The organism is Aphanizomenon sp. UHCC 0183 (assembly GCF_009712065.1).
In the GTDB taxonomy this organism is placed as follows: Bacteria; Cyanobacteriota; Cyanobacteriia; order Cyanobacteriales; family Nostocaceae; genus Dolichospermum; species Dolichospermum heterosporum.
The window spans coordinates 1-6,228 of record NZ_VILC01000002.1; the positions used below are offsets into that span (position 1 = coordinate 1).

Here is a 6,228-nt window from a genome sequence, read left to right on the forward strand (position 1 = left end):
TTATCCCAAACAGCGAACTGCTTGCAGCAGCGCTGGTTCCCTCCGGGACGCTCCGCGAACGCTATCGCACTCCCATCATCCCCGTTCTATAAAACTTACCCAAAATTACCAATGTCATGGAAGGATTTATCCCGGATTATTGAGGGGTTACAAAAATAATCCTTTAAATAATGTTTTGGTAATGTCTTCTTATTGTCATTTTAACCTATTTAATTAACTTTCTAAGTAGGATACAATTGATACCTTTATGTGATTTTAGAGAATCACCGAGGAAATTTAACTTATGGCACTAACAACAGGAAATATCGCATTTGTTGGATATAACGCGGATGGTAATGATAACATTGCTTTTGTGGCATTAGTTGACATTAATCCTAACGAAGTAATTATTTTTGAAGATAACGAGTGGAACGGTACTACTTGGGTTGATACAAATGAAGGTGCTTTCAGTTGGACAGCCACATCTTTAGTTCCCGCAGGAACAATTGTCCGCATTGACAACATTGGTAGTGGAACAATCACAGCCAGCACAGGAACAGTCGTAGATGCTTCTGTGTTATCACCATCACGGGGGACAAATCGTGGGATTGGTGCAGGTGATGAAATAATCTATGCTTATCAGGGAAGTGCAACTTCACCCACCTTTATTACAGCGATCGCTAGTGGTGGGTTTAATGCTACTAATGGATTACTAACCAATACAGGCCTAACTGCTGGACAGAATGCGCTGGATTTATCTACCCTAGATGATGACGCAGATATAGCAGCTTTTAATGGACTTCGTAATGCACAGACTAACTTCGCGGCATATTTGCCAATTATCAATAATCCTACCAATTGGATTGCTCAAGATGGTACAGGGGATCAGAGTATTGATAGCACAGCCCCAGATGTGCCATTTAGTAGTACAGCATTTACATTAGGTACGGTATCCAATGCTGGTATTACCCTAACTCAAACTGGTGGTACAACCAATGTCACCGAAGGTGGGGCAACGGATAGCTATACACTGGTTTTAAACAGTCAACCAACCGCAGATGTAGCGATCTCGTTAAACGCTGGTACACAGGTGACAACCAGTACCAATTCCCTCACCTTCACCCCTGCTAATTGGAATGTGGCGCAAACTGTGACAGTGACAGCGGTTGATGATGCAATTGTAGAAGGTTCTCACAATGGTGCAATTACCCATAGTGTCACCAGTACAGATGCTCAATATAACAATATTACTATTGCCCAGATTGCAGTGGGCATTACCGATAATGACTTTCCAGTATTACCAACAGTCAATCTGGCAGTCAGTAGTAACACAACTGCGGAATCTAGCCGTAATCAAATCACCGTCACAGCAACATTGTCAGCGGCGGTATCAGGGAATCAAACCGTTACCTTAAATGTAGGGGGGACTGGGATTACTCCTAGTGATTACTCTCTCAGCACCAGAACTTTAACCATTCCTAATGGTCAAACCACTGCCACAGCTACCTTTGTCGCCACTGATGATGGTATAGCAGAAGGGACAGAAACTGCTGCATTAAGCCTCAGTACACCATCTTCAGGAATTGCCCTGGGTACAACCACAACCCAAAATATCGCTATTACCAACAATGGTTCTAGTCTTTTAACCAAAATTGGTGGTTTCACTAGCAGCAATGGTGGCGAAATTCCGGCTTTTGATCCCATTAGCGATCGCCTGTTTGTAGTTGCCGGTTCTGTCGTCGAAATCCTCAATCTCTCTAACCCAGCTAGTCCCAGCAAAATCGGTGATTTGGCATTTAATACCAGTGGTGATCCTGATGGGACAACTGCGGGTGGTTTTACCCTAATTCCCAATAGTGTGGCTGTCGGTAAAGTAGGAACTGTAAGTGCGGGGATTGTGGCTGTGGCGATCGCCATTACCAATCAAACTGCTGACGACAATCCAGGGGAAGTTCAGTTTTTCAATGCGACCACAGGTGCTTTTATTAGCAAGGTGAATGTGGGCTTTTTGCCAGATATGCTCACCTTTACCCCTGATGGCACAAAGGTTTTAACCGCCAATGAAGGCCAGCCTAACAATGCCTATACTACCGATCCTGTCGGTTCAGTCAGTATCATTAACCTAGCTGGTGGTATTGCAACTCCTACCGTCCAAGAGGCATCCTTTACTGCATTCAATAGCCAAATTGATGCCCTCAAAGCGTCAGGAGTGAGAATCTTTGGACCTGGTTCATCAGTTGCCCAAGATTTTGAACCAGAATATATTACCTTTTCTGGCGATGGGACGAAAGCTTGGGTGACGCTGCAAGAAAACAATGCGATCGCTGTTGTAGATATCGCCACAGCCACAGTAGAGTCAATTTTGCCTTTAGGTGTCAAAGATTATAACAATAGCGTCAACACCACCAATCCTAATGCCTTGGATACAAGCGATCGGGATGTGAATGGTACTTCTGCTGGCGGTGGGAAAATCGCCATTCAGAACTGGCCAGTTTTTGGTTTATATCAACCCGATGCGATCGCCTCTTACACAGTTAATGGTCAAACCTACTACGTCACTGCCAATGAAGGTGATGCCCGCGACTATGCTGGATTTAGTGAAGAAGTCTCCGTTTCTATTCTCAATCTCGACCCCACAGCTTTCCCTGATGGGGCTACCCTCAAACTTCCTCAAAATTTGGGTCGTTTGCTAGTTACAAATACCTTGGGTGATACCGATGGTGATGGGGACTACGATCAAATCTACACCTTTGGCGGTCGTTCCTTCACAATTTGGGATAGTGCCGGTAAACGGGTTTATGATAGCGGCGCAGAGTTCGAGCGCATTACGGCTGCGGCTTTACCTGGAAACTACAATTCCAACAACGATAGTAACAACTTTGATAACCGCAGTGATAACAAAGGACCCGAACCAGAGGGTGTTGTCATTGGAGCGATCGCTAATCGCGTATATGCTTTCATTGGGTTAGAGCGTGTCGGCGGTGTCATGGTCTATGAAGTCACCAATCCCAACAGCCCCGAATTTGTCCAATATGTCAATACCCGCGATTTCAGCCTTAGTCCTACTTCCGGTGTAACTGATTCTGGACCGGAAGGATTAACCTTTATTTCCGCCAACGATAGCCCCAACAGTAAACCTTTATTGGTGGTTGCTAACGAAATTAGCAAAACTACTGCCATTTTTGAAGTCAATGCACCCAGTCGCATTAGCGACATTCAAGGTACAGGTCACACTTCACCTTTTGTCGGTCAAGTTGTGACGGCAGTTCCCGGTATTGTTACTGCTGTGGATTCCAATGGGTTTTATCTTCAAGATCCCAACCCCGATACCAATATTGCCACATCCGAAGCTATCTTTGTTTTCACCAGTAGCGCACCTACGGTTAAAGTTGCCGACTCCATTACTGTTACAGGTACAGTCAGCGAATTTACCCCTGGTGGTGTCAGCACAGGGAATTTATCAACTACCCAAATAGGTGGCAATCCTACTATTACCATCCTTTCCAGTAATAACCCTCTACCTGCTGCCACGATTATCGGTGCAGCAGGAAGGATTCCACCTACACAAGTAATTGATAACGACGGACTGACATCCTTTGACCCCACAACCGACGGTATTGACTTCTTTGAATCTCTAGAAGGAATGCGCGTCACTGCCAAAAACTTAGTTGCAGTGAGTCCTACCAATAGTTTTGGGGAAATTTACGCCGTTGTAGATAATGGAGCAGGAGCAACAGGTTTAAGTCAGCGTGGCACAATCAATATCTCACCCAATGATTTTAATCCTGAACGCATTCAAATTGATGCCGACAACGGAGTGTTTGATTTTGCTTTCCCCATTGTCAATGTTGGGGCTAAGTTGGGGGATGTGACGGGGGTAGTGGGCTATAACTTCGGTAACTTTGAAATTATTCCCACTCAAGCTTTTGTCAGCAATATCCAGCCTTCCTCTTTGCAACCTGAAATCACGACTCTGAATAAGGGTGGTGATACTTTGGTGATTGCTACTTATAACGTCCTCAACCTTGATCCTAATGATGCTGATGGTAATACAGATATTGCCAATGGTCGGTTTGCCGCGATCGCTCAACAAATTGTCAATCATCTCAAAACTCCTGATATCATTGGTTTGCAGGAGATTCAAGACAATAGCGGTAGTAGCAATAATGGCATTGTCAGCGCCAGCGTCACCTTGCAAACTCTCATTGATGCCATAGTTACCGCAGGTGGACCAACTTACAAATTCATTGACAATACTTTCATCACCAACAACACCAATGGTGGAGAACCGGGCGCAAACATCCGTAATGCCTACCTCTACAATGATAGCCGGGTTAGTTTAGTAGCCGACTCTGTCAAAACCGTGCCGGCATCTTCCTTTACAGCCTTCACTGACAGCCGACTACCCCTAATTGCCGACTTTACCTTCAACGGTGAACAGGTGACAGTGATTAATAATCACTTCTCCTCTAAAGGCGGTAGCAGCCCACTTTTTGGAGTTAATCAACCCTCAGTTGGTGGTGAATCTGGAGGGAATGGACAAGAAAACAACACCATTAACGGTTCTTTAGATCAGCGTCGCGCCCAAGCTGAAGCGGTGAAAGGTTTTGTGAATTCTATTGTGGCTACAAAGCTCACTTCTAATGTGGTTGTTGTGGGTGATTTAAATGAATTTGAGTTTATTTCTCCCTTGAACATTCTCGCAGGTGGCAACCTCACCAATCTTTCTAATACTCTGCCAGAAAATGAACGTTATACCTACATTTTCGATGGTAATTCCCAATCCCTCGATCATATTTTGGTGACCAATAATTTGAACAGTTCTACCCAAGTAGATATTGTTCATATTAATAGTGAGTTTGTAGATAATGCCCAAAGAGCCAGCGATCATGATCCCATCCTCGCTGCTTTGAAAATAACTCCTAGCACTGCTCAATTGCCAAACGTTGGTACACCAGGCAATGACGATATCTTGGCTGTTAAAGGTCAAAACTTTGATGGTAAGCAAGACATCCTCTTTACAGGTGCAGGAAATGATACTGTAGATATCATTACCGTATCCGCGTTCTCCGATGCAGGTAACAATATCGTTGATCTGGGTAGCGGTGATGATGTGATATTTGTCAATAAAGGCGATAGCACTTTCGGTAGTGATGGTAATGACACCTTTTTTGCTCAAGATAGCCAAGGTGGCAACCGCATATCTGGTGGTCTTGGTAATGATACCTTCTACTTGGGTAGCAATGACCGCGCTTTGGGTGGTGATGGTAAAGATAAATTCTACGTTAGTCTTGGTGGTGGTAACTTAATTTCCGGTGGTGCCGGTGCTGACCAATTCTGGATTGTCAATGCTGAATTACCCTCTTCGGCTAATACCGTGCTTGACTTCCAACTGGGTACTGATGTTATCGGTATTCAAGGCGCTGTTAGCTTAGGTATTACCACCTCTACACTCCAGCTAAATCAAGTTGGTGCAGATACCGCGATTGTCTTCAATAATCAAACTTTAGCTACTCTGACTGGGATTCAAGCCAGTAGTTTGAGTTTGACGAATACTAATCAGTTTGTCTTTGCTTAGAATCTAACTCACCAGTTAGGGGTTTAACGCATTGCGTTAAACTTTGAAAAGTATCAGAATTAATCGAGATCCCCCCAACTCCCCTACAAAGGGGAGCTAAATTCCTCAAAGTCCCGCTTTTCAAGGGGTATTTAGGGGGATCTGCGGGTGTCAGATCCCACACGAAAAAGTTTTCAAACCCACATTCCGCACCCCAAAATGTTACAGAGGGAAATTACGGAGATGAAAATCAAAGGGAGCATCAAAACAAACAGATAAAGTGAAAAAAAGGCATTTGAGAAACAGTAAATCACCAAAAATGTCATCAAAATCTATTCTCAATAAGAAGCAATAAGAATGCACACCACCTGGAGAGGTCAATAGATAAGCGAAAGAAGATATTCAAGAAATAATTATAAGTTAGACTAATCAATTAAAGTAAAAAACGAAATTATAGACATAGTAAAATGGAGCTATAAATCAAAGAGATTAGCTCATCTTTACAAGAGAAATTAAATTGATAGAGATGATAATTAGCTGACTAATTGATAGTAACGTAAACAATCATCTGGTAAAAGACTCAAGATAAAATCTCTGTCCTTATTCCAATTAGAAATATGTTTCTCCTGATTGAGTGTAACCAAATGAATACACTGAAAGCATTGAAAAATCCAGCGTAAAGTAGGACGATT

1 protein-coding gene and 1 pseudogene are annotated in these 6,228 nt (G+C 43.4%); one reads left to right on the top strand and one right to left on the bottom strand.

What is annotated here, in order from left to right; all coding sequences use genetic code 11:
* The first annotated feature begins 283 nt into the window (after positions 1–283).
* Entirely contained in the window at positions 284–5,557 is a 5,274-nt protein-coding gene (locus FJR37_RS00575) for a choice-of-anchor I family protein (protein ID WP_168465007.1), read from the top strand.
* A 512-nt stretch (positions 5,558–6,069) separates the two neighbouring features.
* Here the strand turns inward: FJR37_RS00575 and FJR37_RS26695 are convergent.
* Positions 6,070–6,228, bottom strand: a pseudogene (locus FJR37_RS26695) (IS1634 family transposase); the annotation flags it as partial.